The organism is Aquimarina sp. MMG015 (assembly GCF_018100855.1).
GTDB lineage: Bacteria > Bacteroidota > Bacteroidia > Flavobacteriales > Flavobacteriaceae > Aquimarina > Aquimarina latercula.
This window is the reverse complement of record NZ_JAGJEB010000007.1, coordinates 142,482-162,288: the sequence shown is the minus strand read 5'-3', so window position 1 is coordinate 162,288 and position 19,807 is coordinate 142,482. Positions and strand designations below refer to the sequence as shown.

Sequence of the window (19,807 nt, the reverse complement as noted above, 5' to 3'; positions counted from 1 at the left end):
TTATTACCGGAAGTATATAAAATTTTGGTTTCAGATATGTGTTCTTATGATTGGTTATTAAATTCTTTTAATAATTCGTGAACTTGATTTGTATCTTCTACATAATATTTAGCAATCGTCTTTTTAAGTCCAACTTTAACTGTATACGAAGAAGAAGGTAATTCTTTAAACATGTATTCATCTGTCCAATCATCTCCAATGGCAAAGATAAAATCATACTCTTTTTCAGTTAGCATTTTACACGCTGATTTACCTTTATTAATGCCACTAACTTTTATTTCTAATACTTTATCACCTTCTAGAATCTCTAGGTTGTGATTAGCTATTAGATGTTGTATGGTTGTTTTTAGTTCCATGGATCTTAATTTTCCTAAATCAGGATCTACATTTCTAAAATGCCAAGCTAATGAATAATTTTTTTCTTCTATAAGAGAACCCGGTGTTCTATCAGTAAACGATTCTAAAACTGGGGCGATTGATTCGAACCAACCATTACTAACTCGTTCCAAAAGTTCCCAATCTTTATTGTTTTCTTTTAGCCAAGCGCCGTGTTCAGTAATTAAGGTATAATCCTTATGACCAAACCACTTGTTAAAGGTGAATTTATCTCTTCCAGTTATTAAAATTATTTTGGTACGATCATCACTTTGTAACGTATCTAAAATATCAAATATTTTTTGAGTTGGCTTTGCATTCTCAGGAATTTTTTCAAAAGGTGCTAAAGTACCATCATAATCAATGTATAAAATTCTATTTTTTGAAGTATTATAATCATTAAATAAATCCTTTTTAATAGAAGGCGTCAGTTTTTTTAAAGAGTATTTCTTAGCAGTAGTCTTAGTTGCATCTAAAGACTCCATAAAATCATTTGCCCATTTCTCTACATTATATCTTTTTAACCGTTTTTGTAGTGCTTTATTTCTTTTTATTTGCTCTTCTTCCGGCATTTCTAAAGCAAATTTTAGTGTATCTGCTATTTCTTCAAAGTTATTAGGATTGATAATAAGTGCTTCACTCATTTCTTTTGATGCTCCTGTCATTTCACTTAAAATAAGAACACCTTTTTGATCTACTCTAGAGGCTATATATTCTTTTGCTACAAGGTTCATTCCGTCTCTAATAGGAGTAAGTAAAGCAACTTCGCTAGAAGTGTATAAATCAATCAAGTTTTCAAAAGGCATAGAACGATAAAAATACCAAATGGGTGTCCAACTAACTTCGGAAAATTTTCCATTAATTCTACCTACCAATTGGTCAATTTCGTTTTTTAGTAGTTGATATTGTGGAACATTTGATCTAGATGGAACTGCAAGCATTACAAGTCTTGCTTTACCTTTAAATTGAGGGTATTTGTCCAGAAAATATTCAAAAGCTCTTAATCTGTTGGCTATTCCTTTGGTGTAATCTAGTCTGTCAATAGATAAGATAAGTTTAGCTCGATCACCACTTATTAAATGTTCATCTATCTTTTGCTGTATCTCTGTTTGATCTTTTTTCTCTTTTTCATTATGAATAGTAGCGGCATTATGAAATTTATCATAATCAATTCCCATTGGGAAAGAATCTACTTTTACTATTCTATTATCTATATGAACATTATTGAAGTTAATTTCTAATCCTAAAATTCTTTGGGCTGAACTCAGGAAATGACGTTCATAATCATAGGTGTGAAAACCAATAAGATCGGCACCCAGTAATCCTTTTAATAGTTCTTCTCTACAAGGAATCGTTCTAAAGACTTCATAAGATGGGAAAGGAATATGTAAAAAGAAACCTATAGTTACGTTCGGTTTCTTTTTGCGAATCATCTCAGGTAGCAATAATAGTTGATAATCGTGTACCCAGATAGTATCATTTTCTCCGAGATTTTCTATTATTACATCTGCAAATTTTTGATTTACCTGTTGATATACTTCCCAACTGTCTTTGTTGAATTCTGTATATTCCATAAAATAATGAAATAATGGCCATAAAGTATTATTGCTAAAACCATAATAGAATCCATCTATTTCTAATTCTGTAAGTGGTACACCAACACATTGATGTTTTTTTAGTGCATTATTAACTAAATTTCTTTTTTCAGTGTCTAATTGTTCTTCGGTTAGACCACTCCATCCTATCCAAATGCTATCACTTCCGGAGTGCACAGACTTCATTCCTGTTGCTAATCCTCCAACACTTGGAGTAGTTTTAATAGAATTATTGTCAATTTCTAATTGTAAGGGTAGTCGATTTGAGATTATGATAGTTTTGCTCATAAAGGGTGGCGAAAGTTGGTTGACTAAATTTGATTGATTAAATTTCGGTTCAGTGAATAAAGGTACGTTTATTTAAAAGAACTTGAGGTTATATGGACAATTTGGACTACGGAATTATAGGGAATTGTAAAAGTGCAGCGTTGATTTCTAAACAAGGAGCAATTGATTGGTGTTGTTTGCCAAATTTTGATTCTTCGTCAGTTTTTGCAAAAATTTTAGATGAAAAAAAAGGAGGCTCTTTTGAAATTTTAGTTTCAGATGAATATACTATTTCCCAAAAGTATATCGCCAAAACAAATATTTTAGTTACCGAATTTAATAATGGTACAGATGCTTTCGAAAGTATAGATTTTATGCCTAGATATCAGAATGAAGATGGTACTTATCATACACCTGCTGATATCATACGATATATTAAATTGATTTCAGGAAAGCCATCTTTTAGAGTTAGATATAATCCTAGATTGGAGTATGCCAAAGAGGAAACTTATTCTAAAAAAACTGATGAATATATAAAAAGTATAACAGATAAAGATAAATATGATACTTTATACCTTTATTCGGATTTAGATTTAGAAGCTATTTTAAATTCAGAAGAGATAGTTTTATCTGGTAATGCTTATTTTTTAATCAGTTATCACGAAAAAATTCTAAAGCAATCCTTAGAACTATGTTATCTTAAATTACAGAGAACACGTGTGTACTGGATGAATTGGAGTGAGAAAACTACTTCGTATGCAGTTTACAATGATCAGATTCTAAGAAGTGCATTGGTACTTAAATTGCTTAGTTATGAAAAATCTGGAGCTGTTTTGGCTGCTGCGACTACATCTTTACCCGAAACAATAGGAGAAGTTCGTAACTGGGATTATCGTTTTTGTTGGATTAGAGATGCCTCTATGGTAATAAAAGTGATTTCTGATTTAGGACATAAAAGGGTAGCGCAACGTTTTCTTCAGTTTATTATAGATATTATACCAGATAAAGATGAAAAGATCCAGATTATGTATGGTATTAATGGCGAAAAGGATCTTACGGAGAAAACATTGGATCATTTAAGCGGTTATAAAAATTCTAGTCCCGTACGTATTGGTAATGCTGCTTTTCATCAAAAACAGAATGATATTTATGGGATTCTGATGAATGTAATTTACCAACAATTCGTGAAATTTGATTGCGCCGTAGATGATAGTGAGAGTTTATGGACCATAAGTAAGAGTATTGTTCATATTGTAAATGTAAACTGGGAAAAACCAGACAAAGGTATTTGGGAATTTAGAACAGAAGAAAGACATTTTACATTCTCTAAATTGTTATGTTGGGTGGCTGTAGATAGAGCTATTAAGATAGGAGAGCTTATTGGTAAAACAGAAAATAATACGAGGTGGATTGAGCTTAGAGATCGGATTTATAATGATATTTATAAGAATGCTTGGAATGAAGAGGTACAGGCTTATACCCAATCTTACGGATCCTCTGATTTAGATGCTTCTACGTTATTAATGGAATCTTATGGTTTTATAGAGCCAATGGATCCAAGATTTATAAGTACTGTAAAAGCTACAGAAAAAGAATTATGTAATGATGGGTTATTATATCGTTATAAGAATAAAGATGATTTTGGGTTGCCTTCTTCGTCATTTACTATTTGTAGTTTTTGGTTTATCAATAGTTTAAATAAAATAGGAGAGAAAGCAAAAGCAAAAGCAATGTTTGATCAATTGTTATCTTATAGCAATCACTTAGGGCTTTTTAGTGAAGATATAGACTTTAAGTCTAAAAGATTGTTAGGGAATTTTCCGCAAGCATATTCTCATTTAGCACTTATTGAAACCGCAGTTAATTTTTCTGAAGATGTATCTAAAGATGAACAATTGATGGAAACAATGTTATAAGAGTATCACAACGGAAAATTCCTTTTCTATATTTTTAGAGATTTATTTTACTCAATAAGAACTATAGTACCGAAGATATCAGCATTAATCCAGCCTTGATTTTTATCTTCGCCAGGTACGAAGACAGAACCCATGAAATTTTCTCTTTCTTTACTCGTATCATTATCGTTATAGGCTATAGCGAAACCTAATTTTTGATCTTTAGATAAAACCACAGGATCATTGGCTTTGCCTTCTTGGTAAGTATCATCATATACGGTCAGTTCGAATTCCCATATAGAAACATCATCTTTTGTTGTACGTTTCATTTTTACATGATTATTATAAAGTAATGGTTTTTTCTGTGAATCTAGATCTACAACATTACCATCCAATGCTACATGATATGCAAACGCATTGTTGTTGTATTGATGTTCTCCTCCGGAATTATCGGCGTCTATAAATATCTCAACACAATCATCATCCCACCATAATTTAAGTGGGTCTTTATATTGATCATATAAAATATCATCTTTAATTTCTACTAAAATGTACAAAGCTTCTGGAGTCCAAGTCATTTTATACCTACCAAAGAAATCTTTGATATCTGGAAATTCCCCAATCCAATTCTGATCCATTGGATACCATTTCGTTTGATTCCAGATTGGATCATCCATATCTCCATCTACGTTGGGAGCTATTTCTGCTTTTTTAATATCTCGAATTTGATGATCTTTTTTTTCTTTTTTTGGAAGTGCAGTTTTTTCTGTTGAATCTGCAATTGTTTTATCAGAACTTTTTGGTTCTTGATTTTTGCAAGATATCAATATAATTAGAGATAAAATGAAAGCTATTTTTTTCAAAGTTTGAGTATTATAGTTAATAAATTGAATTTTTAAAGAGTGGAAAGATATTAAAAACAATACGCTTTTTATTGGCGATATATAAAAGTTAAGATTTTGTAAAGTTAATAGAAAAGATATCAGAATTAAATAAGGTTAAAAAAGCGGTCGTTTTATTAAAACGACCGCTTCTTGACTAACATATCAACTTGTGATAATTATTGGTAAGTAATTAGGACAAAAAAATTATTGTTTTACAATTTTAATTCTTTTAAGTTTTTTACCATTTAATGTTATGGTACCAAAATAGATGCCAGATTCTCGCATATCACTTGAATTAATTTCTATAGTTTGATTCCCTACTTGCGTGTTTTGGCTGTATATAGTTTTAGTTTGACCTAAAATATTAGAGATACTAACTTTTAAAACACCATTTTCTGATGTATTTACGCTTAATGTACCTCTATCTTTAATTGGATTTGGCCAAAGAGTAACAATACTTTTCTCTATGATGGAAGTATTCTCTTTATCAGCTGTATCAGCTAATTCCATTGCTCTGTTAGAAGGACAATTATTAGTACAGTTATTAGACCAAGTTCCGGTTCTTTTTCCATTACTGCTTCCGGTTACTATAAACCATCCATCGGTACCTCTTGTGAGATCAACTGTTTGTTGACCATTTCCATTATTGAAAACCACTCCAACATTATTTGTAGCGACTCCATTAGGTAATGTAAACGTTTTTCTACACCAAGATGTACCACTTAAGTTGTTCATAATTGTTCCAGGCCAACCTGCAGTTCCAGACAATGTTTGGTTTGTGGATTTATTATATAAGTACATGTTGGTATTAGTACCCCATCCACCGCCAGGTTTTTGGAAGTTTAATGTTACATCATTAGTTGTTCCTGATCCACTACCACTACAATCGCTAGGACAATTGTCGGACCAACTATTTCCTCGGTACCATCCATTGGTACTTCTCGAAAGATCATCAGTTTGGTTATTTCCATCATTGAAGATGACTCTAAGATTTGCTGCAGAAACACCTGCAGGAGGAGTAATGGTAAAAGAATACCAATCTGTTCCTGAAATGTTCGTCATATTGTTTCCAGGCCAATCACTAGTCCCAGGAAGTGTAGCGTTTGCTCCTGAATCGAATACATAAGCATTGATGTTAGATCCCCAACCTGATGGTTTAAAGAAGTTAACAGTATAAGGAGGTACCGTTTCTCCGCCACCAGTATTTGCGCCTTGTGTCCATACTGCATAATCAGTACCAGAAGTTTGTAGTGTCCATCCACTTCCGTTAGGAGACCAATTACCAGATCCTAGCTTCATTGCTAGTGTTCCAGATCTTCCATCGATGTAAGCGGCATATAAATCTCCTCTTGCTTCATCAATACTTATAGTAGATCCAGAGTGAATTCTTACACTTTTTCTTGCTGCAATAAGATCCTTAATAGCATTTTGTACGCCTGCGCCAGTATCAAAGAAATGAGTCCAGAATACCATTGGGTTTCCAGGATGTGTTAAAATATAAGCATATCCTTTTCTAAGATTTGTCTCTCCACCTGGAAAAACAAAATTTGAGCCACAACATTGTTGTGCGAAACCAGTATCATGATTATCAAGAAAAGTAACTGATTTAGATGGATTGATACCCATCATACCAGAAGGCCTACCTTGACCATCTCTTAAATAAGATAAATTATTATCTCTAATCGCATTTTGTAAACTTACTTTTGTGTTAAAATCAAAAGCAGAAGATGAACCTTGCGTTCTATTCACAAAATTATTCGTTTGTACTCTGCTACTTTCTAGTAATTCTCCTACCGCAAAGTAAGGGTTTGTAGCATCGTTGTATTCTTTATTATATATAGGATCATATCCGTGAACAAAATCATACCTCCATCCATCAAAACCAAGATCATCTTGTAACTTTTTCATCCATTTTATAATCTCTGCTCTTACTGCTGGATTTCTGTGATCTAAGTCTCTGGCAGCTGCAAATCCTCCACTAGAACCATCTGCTTTTAAATCAAATCCAGGTACAAAATCATTATTAATACTAAACTCTACGGGACCATTTACAAAATTTCTACCTTCATCATCGGCTGTAATATAAAATGTTGGCCAAGCCGGATTTGTAAATGTAACTGCGTCGTTAGTACCTACTCGATGATTCACTACAATATCGCTTATTACTTTAATGTCTAAATTATGATATTGATCGATCAATGACTTCAGTTGATTAGTAGTACCATAGGCGCTATCGAAGTTATTAATCTCTCTAGGCAGATATCCTTGTGGGGCGGCAGAATTACTTGGAGGAGGCATCCAGATTAGGTCAATTCCTGCATCACTGATGGTATTTCTAACACTAGAAACAACATCATACCAAGTTTGACCTGCAGGTTGGTTTTGTACATTCCAGTCAAAAGCCTGAAACATTACATCTTCATCTTGTGCCTGTAACTGTAAAAATGGTAAGCAACATAAAAAGCTTACCAGGATTTTTAAGAGGTTTTTTCTTTTCATTTTAAGATTTTTTGTTCTGTTGAAAACAGTAGTTTGTAATAAGTGAGTAAGTTTTTTTCGCAAATTTTCGTTCTTAGTTAAATAAGAATATGAAATAAATAACTTATGGAAAGACGTATATATACAAGAAAATAGAAGTTTGTCTGACAACCAGCGAAACTTACTTTGTTTGTTTTAATGAAAAGATAATCAAGAGTTTGGTGCTCTTAATTATAAAAACAGTAATTATGACGACTATAGATAAGTGATTTTTTCAAAATTTTTATTCAAAAAAAACAGGTTCTATTTATTCTGACTGATTAGTTAATAGAACTATTTTATTTAATTAGAGTAGCTCAAATAATTTCGAAATTTTCGGAGGAGGGGAAATTGATTTCATAATTCATAAGTTTTAGTTTGTAAAAGTGTTTCTTGTGTTAAATTTCTACTAAGTTATTACGAAATATTCAATTCTTATCTTCTGAAAAGTTACTATAACGTTTTCGTGTTGATAAATTCTTGTTATTTCACATAATATATTGAAAAACAACATATAATTAACAGTTGTTTATTGTATTTGTAAAAATTTGAGGCTCTTTTAATGAATTATTAGCGTACTTATTTATTGTTTTTTTAAAAATTTCTTAATGAACTATAATGTGATATTTCCATAATATTAAATTAGATTAATGTTTTGATAATCATTTGGTAGTAAGAAATTTAGATTAGTAAAGTATTTTAGTGTAACTAACTTAAATATATCAAATCATGAAAATTCAATTTAAATTTTTAGTAAACATCTTTTTGTTTTTATTTTTATTAAACTCTTGTGATAATCAAGAGGACTCCAATAATGATGAAACAATTGGATTAGAAATTCATCAAGAAGATCAATTAGAAGGGAAAAAAGAACTTAACGGTTTCCAGATAGCATATAAAGTTGTAGAAAAATCGAATTATTATACTGTTAAAGTAGCGATAAATGATGTAAGGCTAGTCGCTTCAATAGATTATGATACAGAATTTATTGAAATCGATGGTAAGAATGTTGTGTTATCTAGTAAAGAAAAAGAAACATTATTAATGATAGGAGAGGAGATCTCTGCATATCTATTTAAGGATGGTTCTGTGGATGATTTTACGATGGCAGAATTCACCTTATTGAAATTACTAGAATATTGGGCTAAATCTCCAAGTAATTATAGTTACGAAAAAATTGTTTTTAAAGGGAACCAAACCAATCTAGTGAAAGGTAATGATGATGGAATAACTTGTATTAGAAAAAATACATATGTTACTGCTGTGTACGATGATAATGAAGGCCAAATATATAGAGATCGTGAATTAGTAAATGGTGATCGTTGTTTAGGCCGTTGCGGTTCTGGTTGTCCGGGTGTTTTTTCTATCGCTAGTGCTTGGACTAAAGATTGTTTAGATCATGATCAATGCGGACGTGTATTAGGTGGAAGTACGAATCCTTTTGATCGTAATTGTGGAGATGAATATGCGCAAGCTGCTGATGATTTCCTTTTTGGAGTATTACGTGGATGTAGAGGGTAGATAAAATTTGATAAATAAAAAAACCGTCTTTCCCCAACAGAAAGACGGTTTCTTAAATCAAAATTAAACAACTTCCTAGTTTTAATCCTTAGGAACGGATATATTATTATTGTTATGAAAAGCAGTATCCGTTTTCGGCAGCTACTTTATCAGCAATTTTTGTTCTTAATGCAACCACATTTGGTTGGTTCGCATATTTAGTGAAACGTTTAAGTCCCATTAACATCATGCGTTGCTCATCTCCTTCAGCAAAAGAAACGATTCCTTCTTTTCCTTTTTTAATAACGATATCTACTGCGTTATATAAGTATAATTGAGACATTGCAATTTGAATCTCTTGAGAATCTTCTCCAAAACGCTTAGCATTTTTCTCTGTACGTAGAATTGTAGATTCCGCCATATAGATTTCAATTAGAATGTCAGAGGCAGCCATTAATAATTGTTGGTGCTCTTCTAATTGCGGACCAAATTTCTGCATAGCAGCTCCTGCCACCATTAAGAATACTTTCTTTAATTTTGCAATGATCTCTTTTTCTTCTGCAAATAAAGCAGAGTAATCAGGAGTATCAAAAGAAGGAATTCCTGTTAATTCATCAGCAACCTTCATAGCAGGATTTAAAAGATCTACATGACCTTTCATTGCTTTCTTTACTAGCATACCTACAGCTAACATACGGTTGATCTCATTAGTACCTTCATAGATACGAGAAATACGAGCATCTCTCCAAGCAGATTCCATAGGAGTATCTGCAGAGAATCCCATTCCTCCAAATATTTGAATACCTTCATCTGTAGTATTCTGAACATCTTCAGAAACAGCTACTTTTAGTATAGAACACTCGATAGCGTATTCTTCAACTCCTTTTAATTCAGCTTCTTGATGTGTATTTCCTTCCGCTTGTCGGATAGCAATTCTATCTTCGATATTTTTTGCAGCACGGTAACTTGCAGATTCATCTGCATAGGTATTCGTAGCCATTTCAGCGATCTTAGATTTGATTGCTCCAAAATTCATAATTGGAGTTTTAAACTGAATACGCTCATTAGCATATTTAGTAGCTTCTCCAATTACTCTACGTTGCGCATCTAAACAAGCTGCTGCTAATTTGATACGTCCAACGTTTAAAGCATTCATCGCAATTTTAAATCCATTACCTCTTTCTGATAACATATTCTCTACAGGGACCTTAGTGTCACTAAAGAAAACTTGACGAGTAGAAGAGGAGTGGATACCTAATTTCTTTTCTTCATCACCTAATGAGATACCGTTAGAATTGTTAGGATCATATTCTACAATAAATCCAGTGATATTTTTGTCATCCTCAATACGAGCAAAAACAATCATTACATTACAAAAACCTGCATTAGAGATCCACATTTTTTGACCTGAGATCAAATAATGTTTACCATCTTCTGATAATACAGCTTTTGTTTTTCCAGAATTTGCATCAGATCCTGCGCCTGGTTCTGTTAAGCAATATGCTCCCATCCACTCTCCAGTAGCTAATTTCGAAACATATTTCTTCTTTTGCTCTTCGTTTCCATATAATGATATTGGCATAGTACCGATACCTGTATGTGCTCCAAAAGCAGTACTAAATGATCCTGTAGCACCTGATATATAATCACATACTAACATTGTAGAAACAAATCCCATTCCTAGACCGTCATATGCTTCTGGTACGGCAACACCAAGAAGACCAAGTTCTCCGGCTTTTTTCATACACTCTGCAGTAAAAGCATAATCTTTTGATTCGAATTTTTCCCAGTGTGCCCAAAGTTCTCTATCTACAAATTCTTTGGTACTATCACGCATCATCTTTTGCTCTTCAGAAAAATCTTCTGGAGTAAATACATCTTCAGCTTTCGTTTCTTTCACAAGGAATTGTCCTCCTCTAAGAATGTCTTTATTTAAAGTTTCTGTACTCATTTTATTAGTGTTATTTCTTTATTCTATTTTTTTTAGTTCAAAAATTCAAAAATACCTGCAGCACCTTGTCCCGTTCCAACACACATGGTTACCATTCCGTATTTACCTTTCATATCACGTTTGCGCATCTCATCAAATAACTGAACAGAAAGTTTAGCTCCAGTACAGCCAAGTGGGTGACCTAAAGCAATAGCACCTCCATTTACGTTCACTATATCTTGATTGATGTTTAGCTCACGCATTACCGCTAATGATTGTGAAGCAAAAGCTTCATTAAGTTCAATCAGATCGATATCATCTTGTTTTAAACCAGCTTGTTTTAATGCTTTAGGAATAGCCTTTACAGGACCGATTCCCATAATTCTAGGCTCTACACCGGCTGCAGCATAGTTTACAAGTCTTGCGATTGGCTCTAGGTTTAATTCTTTTACCATATCCTCACTCATTACCATTACAAAAGCTGCACCATCACTCATTTGAGAAGAATTACCAGCAGTCACACTTCCGTCAGCTGCAAATACAGGTCTTAGTTTACCTAATACTTGTTTGCTAGTTCCGGCACGTGGTCCTTCATCTTTATTTACGGTGTATGATTTGCTAGCTTTTTTACCATTTTCATCAACATAAATCTGTTCAACATTGATAGGAACAATTTGATCCTGAAAACGATCCTCTGCTTGCGCTTTTAAAGCTTTCATATGAGAATTGTAAGCAAACTCATCTTGATCTTCTCTAGAAACATTAAATTGATTGGCAACCGCTTCTGCAGTATTTCCCATTCCCCAATAGTAATCTTCATGACCAGACTTTGCTAAATCATAGTTTAATTCTGTTTTGTATCCAGTCATAGGAACTGAACTCATGCTTTCTGCACCACCAGCTATAATACAATCTGCCATTCCAGCTTGTATTTTTGCAGTAGCCATACCTATGGTTTCAATTCCAGAAGAACAGAATCTATTTACAGTAACACCTGGTACATCAATAGATTCTAATCCCATCAATGATATTAAACGTGCCATATTAAGACCCTGAGATCCTTCTGGCATAGCATTACCAACAATAACATCATCAATACGGCTTTTGTCTAATTGTGGTAGCTCTTTCATCATATGCTGAATTGTTTCAGCAGCTAACTCATCAGTTCTTTTAAATCTGAACACTCCGCGAGGCGCTTTTCCTACGGCTGTTCTATATGCTTTTACTATATATGCGGTTTTCATTTCTTTTTCTTTTTTCTAGTTTCTTAAAGGTTTACCTTTCTTAAGCATATGTTCAATACGCTCTAACGTTTTGCGTTCTGTACATAAAGACAAGAAAGCTTCGCGCTCTAGATCTAATAGGTATTGCTCTGTTACAAGGGTAGGTTCTGATAAATCTCCTCCAGCCATAACATATCCTAACTTATTTGCTATTTTATGATCATGCTCTGAGATATATTTACTTGCTTCCATTGAATCTGTTCCAACTAAAAACATACCTAGTGCTTGTTTTCCAAGGACTTTTACATCTTTTCTTCTAACAGGTTGTGTATATCCTTGTTCTGCCATTAATTTTGCATATGCTTTCGCTGTAGCGATCTGACGATCTTTATTAACAACAACTATATCTTTTCCTTTTTGAAGTAAGTTTGTATCAAATGCTTCGTAAGCAGAAGTGGATACTTTAGCCATACCAATAGTTAAGAAATGTTCCTGTAATACATTAAGTTCTACATCATCTTTCTTAAAAAGATCTGAAGCTCTTAAAGCCATTTCTTTTGATCCACCACCACCAGGGATTACACCAACACCAAATTCTACTAATCCCATATAGGTTTCTGCAGCAGCAACTACTTTATCAGCGTGCAATGAAATTTCGCATCCACCACCTAATGCCATGCCGTGAGGAGCAACAATTGTAGGGATCGAAGAATAACGCATACGCATCATAGAATCTTGGAAATACTTAATAGCCATATTTAGCTCATCGTATTCCTGCTCTACAGCCATCATAAAAATCATTCCGATATTTGCTCCAACAGAAAAGTTAGCGGCTTGATTACCTACAACTAATCCCTGGAAGTTTTTTTCAGCCATATCAATAGCTGTATTTAATCCTGCAAGTACATCACCACCTATAGTATTCATCTTACTTTGGAATTCTACATTAAGGATTCCATCGCCAAGATCTTCTACTACAACACCGCTGTTTTTGAAAACTTCTGATGATTTACGAATATTATCAAGAATGATAAATGCGTCTTGTCCAGGAACTTTTACTTGTTCCTTTTTCGGAATGTCGTAATAATTAGTAGCTCCATTCTTTACAGTGTAAAAAGAAGTACTTCCTGAAGCGATCATATCATGTACCCAAGCAGCTGGTTCGTACCCTTCTGCTTTCATTATTTCGATTCCTTTTTCTACACCAATTGCATCCCATATTTGGAATGGACCGTGTTCCCATCCAAATCCAGCTTTCATTGCATCATCAATCTTATAAAGATCATCTGTGATTTCAGGAATACGATTCGATACATATGCAAATAATGCAGCAAAACTTTTACGATAAAATTCTCCAGCCTTATCTTTTCCAGCTACTAAAACTTTAAAACGATCTACTACCTTGTCAATAGTTTTGGTCATTTCTAAAGTAGCAAATGAAGCTCTTTTTTTACTTCTATATTCTAGAGTATCTAGGTCTAAAGAAAGAATTTCCTTTTTCCCTTCTGGCGATACATTCTTTTTGTAAAAACCTTGTTTTGTTTTGCTTCCTAACCATTTATTTTCCATCATTGTATTAATGAAGGCAGGAAGTTTAAATAATTCGTGACGCTCATCATCTGGGCAATTGTCAGCAATACCATTGGCAACGTGCACTAAAGTGTCTAGACCTACGACATCAACTGTACGAAAAGTAGCAGATTTAGGACGTCCGATTACAGGGCCAGATAATTTATCAACTTCTTCTATGGTTAATCCCATATCTTTAACCATATGGAATAAGCTCATTATACTGAAGATACCAATTCTATTTCCAATAAATGCTGGAGTATCCTTAGCTACCACAGATGTTTTCCCTAAGAATTGTTCTCCATATCCATTTAGGAATTCAAGAACTTCTGTAGAAGTATCTGGGCCAGGGATGATCTCAAATAATTTTAAGTATCGTGCCGGGTTAAAGAAATGTGTCCCACAGAAATGTTTCTGGAAATCTTCACTTCTTCCTTCATTCATAAATTTTATTGGTATACCTGAGGTATTGGAAGTTATTAGTGTTCCAGGAGTTCTATGTTTCTCTAGGTTTTCAAAAACTAGTTTTTTGATATCCAGTCTTTCTACTACTACTTCTATGATCCAGTCTACGTCTGCTACTTTTGCAACATCATCTTCTAGGTTACCTGTAGTGATACGATTTGCAAATTTTTGACTGTAAATAGGAGAGGGTTTAGACTTAAGAGCGGCGGTTAGTGAATCATTTACTAACCTATTACGAACCACTTTGCTTTCTAATGTAAGACCCTTGGCCTTTTCTTTGTCGTTTAATTCTCTTGGTACTATATCTAACAATAGTACTTCGACGCCTATATTAGCGAAATGACATGCAATACCGGATCCCATAATTCCTGAACCAACTACTGCAACTTTTTTAATGACTCTTTTCATTTTTTTTAACTTCTGGTTGTTAAGATGTTATAGATTCTTGTTTTGTGTATATTTTCTTCGTAGCAATGAGATCATTGATCAATTGAAATACTTCTAAGAAAGTATCTAACTTTTCTTTAGAAACATGTTTTCTTACGGCATGATCAAATGTAAAAACTACGTCTTTTGAAAAATTTCTCATTTCTACACCGAAAGGTGTTAGATAAATTAAAACACCACGGCCGTCTTGAGGATTCTTCTTTCTAAAGATTAATCCTTTTTCTTCCATAGTTTTTAAAGTTCTAGATAAACTGGTGGCTTCCATACCCATTTTAGGGCCTAATGAGGTAGATGGTGTTCCATTTTCAGGATCAATGCTAATTAAAGCAAAACCTGTTGCCATTGTACTACCTTTTTTACCTGCTTCTTCGTTATACATCTTGGCAACTGCCATCCATGTAGCTCGTAGTGCATAATCAATCGTTTTTTCTCTCATTCAGAAAATTTGTTATGCAGTAAAGGTAAGAAAAATTTACTATGCACGCATAATAAATTGTGTAAAAAATCAAAAAAAGAGTATGTAATTTACGTTTTTCTATTGAATTAATAAAAAAACTCCTCATAAAATGAGGAGTTTACTGATTTAAAGTTAAAGTTTTACACTATACATTTGTAATCAGTGAATTGAATTAGCCATAAATTTTACTGTATAGATCTTGGTATTTTGCCTTGATCACTCTTCTTTTTAATTTCATTGTAGGGGTAAGGTGTTCCGCTTCAATACTCCATTCATCAGATGTAAGTTCGAATCGTTTGATGCGTTCCCATTTTCCAAATTTTTCATTATGTTCATCTACTTCTTCTTGGAAACGATCAATTACTATCTGATTACTAACAATTTCTTCATTAGTAGTTCCAATAGATATGCCTTTTCGGTTTGCCCAGTCTTTTACAAATTCGAAATTTGGTTGGATAAATGCAGCTGGCATTTTTTCTCCATCTCCAATTACCATTATTTGTTCAATAAAACGAGATTGTTTCATTGCGTTTTCGATTACTTGAGGCGCTACATATTTTCCACCTGAAGTCTTGAACATTTCTTTTTTACGGTCTGTAATTCTTAAGAAACCTTCATTATCTATTTCTCCTATATCTCCAGTATGAAAATATCCATCTTTTAATACTTCTTTACTTTTTTCCTCATCTTTGTAATATCCCATCATAACTTGAGGACCTTTTACAAGAATTTCTCCGTCTTCTGCAATTTTTACTTCGGTATCCGGAAGCATTTTTCCAACAGTACCAATTTTAAACCCTCTGTCTCTAATATCATTAACGGAGACTACAGGTGACGTTTCGGTTAATCCATAACCTTCCATTACGTTAATACCTGCAGCATTGAACACTCTAGCTAGTCTGGATTGTAAAGCAGCACTACCGGAAGCTATTACTTTAAGATTTCCTCCTAATGCTTCTTGCCATTTACTAAATATTAATTTTTTGGCAATACCTAATTTCTTTTCATACCACCAACCATTTGCTTCATATGGTTCATATTCAAGACCAAGCTCTACCGCCCAGAAAAACAATTTCTTTTTGATACCAGTTAGGTCAGCTCCTTTAGCAATAATTTTATCATATACTTTTTCTAGAAGTCTAGGAACAGCAGTCATCATATCCGGCTGTATCTCTTTTAAGTTGTCACTTATAGTTTCTAGAGATTCTGCAAAGTAAATACCAATACCTCTATACTGGTATAGATACATTAACATTCTTTCATAAATATGGCAAACCGGTAAAAAACTCAATGCTTTAACTTCTCCTCCAAAATCTGCAAATCTCGTAGAGCTATGTAAAGCGTTAGATACAATGTTTTTATGACTTAGCATTACACCCTTAGGTCTCCCAGTGGTTCCAGAAGTATAAATTAATGTAGCTAAATCGTCTTCTTTAACAGAAGCCATTATTTTTTCTACTTCTTCTTGATTACTATCATCTTTACCAAGTTCTAATACTTTATTCCAGCTATCACATCCATCAAGATCATTAAAAGAATATACTCCTTTTAATGAAGGAACATTGCCTTTTATGTTATTTACTTTTTGTAAAACTTCATCATCAGATACAAAACAATAAACAGATTCTGAGTGATTTAGAACATATTCGTAATCTTCTTGGGAAATAGTAGGGTAGATAGGTACATCTTGTGCAGCGATCTGTAAAACTCCAATATCCACAATATTCCATTCCGTTCTATTATTGGAAGAAATAATTGCGACCTTATCATTAGGCTTAACTCCTAATCGTAATAGACCACGACTGATCTGATTTGCTTTATCTACATACTCCTTAGTTGAAGTTGCAACCCACTCACCATTATATTTCGTAATTAAAGCTTTGTCTAAGTTGTATTTTTCTAATTGATAATGCGGAAAATCAAATAATCTAGTAATTGTATTCATACGTTGTTTCAGATATTTTTACTCTGTTTAAAAGACCTTCAGTTAACTGTATTTTTAAGAAAAATGATAGTTAACCGTTATTATAAAGTTGCACAAAATTTATTTTATATTCTTAAAATTCTCGTACTTTTTATTCTATAGAGAATTTTTTGAAAATTACTATGCGCGCATAGTTTCGCAAATTATAAAAAATCTAACAATACACAACCCTAATATATAAAAAAAGGAGCTATCTTTTGATAACTCCTTAAGTTTTATGGGATTTAATTGAATAATTATTGTTTTAGAATTTTAAAAGTTTTGACGTTTTCTTCCATTTCAATCGTTAAAAAGTACAATCCTACATTTAATTTTGAAATATCAAATTCTTGATTTCCAGAAACTTTGTTTTTTGTAGCAACCTTTTGTCCAATGACATTTCTTAAATGTAGATTGAAATTGGAGGAAGAAGTTGCTGATATTTGTAGTAGATCTTTTACGGGGTTTGGAAAAACTTTGAATTCTGAAAATAAATTTTCTTCAATAGTTAATACATTTTCATTGATACCATTTATTATTAAATCATCGAAAAAGAATCCATCACTTTCGATGTCACTATCTGAAACAAATTGAAAACGTATTTTAATCGTTTCTCCTAAATAATCGCTAAGATCAATTTCTTCTAATATCCAATCCGTTTGAGTTCCATCGTATAGAGGCTCTCCTGTTGGTTGACCTGGATTTGTACTTCCCGAGTTGGTAAATTTTCCACATTGAGGAGTCCAAGAAGATCCATTATCGATAGAAACTTCAAATTGAGTATAATCCCAATTATTTTCGATATCCCATTTGGCATTAAATTGAACATTAGCAAAAGCCGCTGTGGTAAGATCGATACTTTGGGTAAGTTCAATTGTTTTGTTTTCATTAGCGCCATAGTTTCCAGTAGGAGATTCAGTTATTGATGCATTGGCAGAAACAAATGTAGTTGTTGTTGTGGACCATCCAGATTGCGTATAATCTGTTAAACTATTAGCGTCATTATTTACAATACTCTGTAATGATCCATATTTTTTAATGACATTTATGGATTCAGTAATCGTACCTCCATCTATTTCAATAGTATAAGAGATCTCATCACCAACTTTTATTGTATTATCAACGTTGATCTGGATATTATCTGTAATATCTTCTCCGATTTGGGTATTGTTATACGTTTTAGTGTTACCAACGCTAGTAATATTATTTGATATTGGTATAATAGCTACAGTAAAGTTTCCATTTCCAGTTATACCAAGTCTTTTTAGTGTATACTCTGCATTAAAAGAAGTCATTTCTCCTACAAAAAGGCTTCCTGTACTTGCTAATTGTGCATAATTGTTAGTCATTTTTGCAGCGGTAAGATTTAGATACATCATTTCTTTGCAGATCCCATCTATTTGGTTAGAAGCAGGCCAGAAGGCGGTACCAACTTCTGGAGTAAAAGAAAATATTTTATTGTGAGATGATGATACACCTCCGTACATAAAATCATCACTATCACCAGCAAATGGAGCGTCTCTTAATGGGTTATAACCGTTTTGAGAAGTAAGTTCGGCTCCTATTGCAATAAAAATATCCTCATCAGGAGTTGGCGTATTGGCAGCATAGGAATATGGGAAATATAATAACTCGCCAAAAGTATGGTTGTTTAAAGCAATGACAAACTCGTGTTGTTCAGTAAACCATTTCATTGCTTGGTTTTCTACCTCAGAAAAAGCGCTAGTACCGTGATAGGTTTGATCATTTGTATTACTAGATGAGCCTGGACCTCCCCAAGTAGCTCCTGTAGAATTTCCATTAGGATAGTGGTCGTAATTTCTGTTATTATCAACCCCGTGTGTATTGAATCTATTTTTTCTCCATAATCCACCTCCGTTTGGATTTGTTACTTGATTATAAAGATATCCGTCTGGGTTTATGACAGGTACGAAATATAACTCAGTATTATCTACAATTTGTTTAATATCAGGATCAGTATTGTAATTCTCTAATAAATACCACATATAATAGATAAGTTGCGATAAACTTGCAGGTTCTCTCGCATGATGTATGGCATCATATAATATTTCAGATTCGTTTTCATCTACATCAGGGTTATCAGAAATACGCACCCATTGTATTGTATTTCCTCCTATGGATGGAGAAACGGAATTATCAGGTGTACCATTCGTAACAAATGTACCGATGTCCGCTCTTGCCGAAATTAATGTTGGGTATTGTACTCGCATGGCATCAAGATTATCTAACATTTCTTGATAAGTTAGATATCCGCCCATAGATCCAAGAGAAAAGTTAGATGGAGTTGGGTAGTTGTTAACGGTTCCGTTTCCGGACGGACATGTTAAATTCTGAATCGCTTTTTGATTTTTCGCTATCTCATTTCTTCGTATAAAATCGGCCTCTGCATCTTCAATTATAATTTCTACATTAAACCCAAGATCTTTTGCAGTCTGAATCTCTTCATTAGAAAAATCGGAAATAATGAACATCCCTCGTTTATGTTGTCCGTGGTCCATTGGTACTCCAGCGTCCATTAAGATCTTAAAATTAGCTGAAGTATTATAAATAATTTTTGCTCTGCTATATGACGGTTTTGTTTGCGCTATAATCGTGGCCGAGACCAAAAAAAACAGGAAAATAATTTTTTTTTTCAAGGGTTTAGGTGTTTAGGTTTTAAAATAGTTAATAGCAATGGGATAAAAATACTGATTAAATCT

General features: G+C 33.2%; 11 protein-coding genes. 2 read left to right on the top strand and 9 right to left on the bottom strand.

Features of this window, described 5'->3' with window-relative positions; genetic code table 11:
• Nucleotides 1-44 precede the first annotated feature (44 nt).
• Nucleotides 45-2,258: a bifunctional alpha,alpha-trehalose-phosphate synthase (UDP-forming)/trehalose-phosphatase gene (locus tag J8L88_RS14805; protein ID WP_118385539.1), complete on the bottom strand. Its 2,214-nt coding sequence runs from the start codon at nt 2,256-2,258 to the stop codon at nt 45-47.
• Between the two features lie 92 nt (nt 2,259-2,350).
• On the opposite strand from J8L88_RS14805, the gene J8L88_RS14800 reads away from it, so the two are divergent.
• On the top strand, nt 2,351-4,153 hold the full coding sequence (locus J8L88_RS14800) for a glycoside hydrolase family 15 protein (RefSeq protein WP_027392078.1): 1,803 nt from the start codon (nt 2,351-2,353) through the stop codon (nt 4,151-4,153).
• 47 nt (nt 4,154-4,200) lie between these two features.
• Here the strand turns inward: J8L88_RS14800 and J8L88_RS14795 are convergent, their stop codons facing one another.
• Complete coding sequence (locus tag J8L88_RS14795) at nt 4,201-4,995, bottom strand: CBM9 family sugar-binding protein (protein ID WP_245591187.1); 795 nt, start codon at nt 4,993-4,995, stop codon at nt 4,201-4,203.
• 225 nt (nt 4,996-5,220) lie between these two features.
• The gene (locus J8L88_RS14790; protein ID WP_211061110.1) at nt 5,221-7,515 is read right to left on the bottom strand and encodes a starch-binding protein; all 2,295 of its coding nucleotides are present in this window, start codon (nt 7,513-7,515) and stop codon (nt 5,221-5,223) included.
• 747 nt (nt 7,516-8,262) lie between these two features.
• Here J8L88_RS14790 and J8L88_RS14785 point away from each other — a divergent pair.
• A complete protein-coding gene (locus J8L88_RS14785; RefSeq protein WP_108803766.1) occupies nt 8,263-9,054 on the top strand; it encodes a hypothetical protein in 792 nt (263 codons plus the stop codon).
• Nucleotides 9,055-9,166: 112 nt separating this feature from the next.
• On the opposite strand, the gene J8L88_RS14780 is transcribed toward J8L88_RS14785, so the two are convergent.
• The 6 genes from J8L88_RS14780 to J8L88_RS14755 form a co-directional block, all read right to left on the bottom strand.
• The gene (locus J8L88_RS14780; RefSeq protein ID WP_027392075.1) at nt 9,167-10,984 is read right to left on the bottom strand and encodes an acyl-CoA dehydrogenase family protein; all 1,818 of its coding nucleotides are present in this window, start codon (nt 10,982-10,984) and stop codon (nt 9,167-9,169) included.
• Between the two features lie 32 nt (nt 10,985-11,016).
• The gene (locus J8L88_RS14775) at nt 11,017-12,207 is read right to left on the bottom strand and encodes an acetyl-CoA C-acyltransferase (protein WP_027392074.1); all 1,191 of its coding nucleotides are present in this window, start codon (nt 12,205-12,207) and stop codon (nt 11,017-11,019) included.
• Nucleotides 12,208-12,222: 15 nt separating this feature from the next.
• Complete coding sequence (locus tag J8L88_RS14770) at nt 12,223-14,628, bottom strand: 3-hydroxyacyl-CoA dehydrogenase/enoyl-CoA hydratase family protein (protein WP_211061109.1); 2,406 nt, start codon at nt 14,626-14,628, stop codon at nt 12,223-12,225.
• A gap of 19 nt (nt 14,629-14,647) precedes the next feature.
• Nucleotides 14,648-15,103: a MarR family winged helix-turn-helix transcriptional regulator gene (locus J8L88_RS14765; protein ID WP_027392072.1), complete on the bottom strand. Its 456-nt coding sequence runs from the start codon at nt 15,101-15,103 to the stop codon at nt 14,648-14,650.
• Nucleotides 15,104-15,296: 193 nt separating this feature from the next.
• Entirely contained in the window at nt 15,297-17,069 is a 1,773-nt protein-coding gene (locus J8L88_RS14760) for a long-chain fatty acid--CoA ligase (protein WP_118385542.1), read from the bottom strand.
• 275 nt (nt 17,070-17,344) lie between these two features.
• Nucleotides 17,345-19,744 (bottom strand): M14 family metallopeptidase, encoded by a 2,400-nt coding sequence (locus J8L88_RS14755; protein ID WP_211061108.1) that lies wholly within the window; start codon nt 19,742-19,744, stop codon nt 17,345-17,347.
• Nucleotides 19,745-19,807 lie beyond the last annotated feature (63 nt).

Excerpts from the sequence above, each read along its gene's own strand:
- J8L88_RS14805 (WP_118385539.1), bottom strand. The coding sequence starts at position 2,258 with ATGAGCAAAACTATCATAATCTCAAATCGACTACCCTTACAATTAGAA.
- J8L88_RS14800 (WP_027392078.1), top strand. The coding sequence starts at position 2,351 with ATGGACAATTTGGACTACGGAATTATAGGGAATTGTAAAAGTGCAGCG.
- J8L88_RS14790 (WP_211061110.1), bottom strand. The coding sequence starts at position 7,515 with ATGAAAAGAAAAAACCTCTTAAAAATCCTGGTAAGCTTTTTATGTTGC.
- J8L88_RS14785 (WP_108803766.1), top strand. The coding sequence starts at position 8,263 with ATGAAAATTCAATTTAAATTTTTAGTAAACATCTTTTTGTTTTTATTT.
- J8L88_RS14780 (WP_027392075.1), bottom strand. The coding sequence starts at position 10,984 with ATGAGTACAGAAACTTTAAATAAAGACATTCTTAGAGGAGGACAATTC.
- J8L88_RS14775 (WP_027392074.1), bottom strand. The coding sequence starts at position 12,207 with ATGAAAACCGCATATATAGTAAAAGCATATAGAACAGCCGTAGGAAAA.
- J8L88_RS14770 (WP_211061109.1), bottom strand. The coding sequence starts at position 14,628 with ATGAAAAGAGTCATTAAAAAAGTTGCAGTAGTTGGTTCAGGAATTATG.
- J8L88_RS14765 (WP_027392072.1), bottom strand. The coding sequence starts at position 15,103 with ATGAGAGAAAAAACGATTGATTATGCACTACGAGCTACATGGATGGCA.
- J8L88_RS14760 (WP_118385542.1), bottom strand. The coding sequence starts at position 17,069 with ATGAATACAATTACTAGATTATTTGATTTTCCGCATTATCAATTAGAA.